We start from the raw sequence: 377 nt of genomic DNA, 5'->3' as shown, positions 1-377 counted from the left end.
CATCGTTTTTTGATAATCGTCGATTGTTTCTGTTCCAAGAGCGAACAGCGGATAGAGTTTGTTGGCAGTCTCGCGACCTGGCTGACCTGTTAAATGGCGTTTTATCACAATTGCTCGGAATTCAGAAGGGCTGCACTCTGGCACCAGACCGGAGGCAAGAACTGAATCGAACAAGCAATTGTTCTGCACGCTGCTGGCATCACCTGGAACACGGAATACCGCTCCACCATGGGTAAACCCATTGGTTCTGAATTGTTCAAATTCCGACATATGCGACGAGGTACCTGATCAAATTCAAGACGACACGGAGTCCGTAGGATTGCGAAATGTCCGCGAAGCTGTGCTTAGGTACAGACGAGTTATTGTGTGTTAATTTC

The 377-nt window shown here is 47.7% G+C and carries 1 protein-coding gene; it reads right to left on the bottom strand.

Annotation, left to right across the window (positions count from 1 at the left end; genetic code table 11):
* A partial coding sequence (locus tag B5P42_RS31815) for a hypothetical protein (RefSeq protein ID WP_142674077.1) occupies nucleotides 1-270 on the bottom strand: 270 nt, incomplete at its 3' end.
* Between the last annotated feature and the right edge of the window lie 107 nt (nucleotides 271-377).

The organism is Bacillus sp. SRB_331 (genome assembly GCF_003264175.1).
Lineage (GTDB): Bacteria > Bacillota > Bacilli > Bacillales > Bacillaceae_G > Bacillus_A > Bacillus_A mycoides.
The sequence above is the reverse complement of the archived record's forward strand: the minus strand, read 5'-3'. Positions and strand labels throughout refer to the sequence as shown.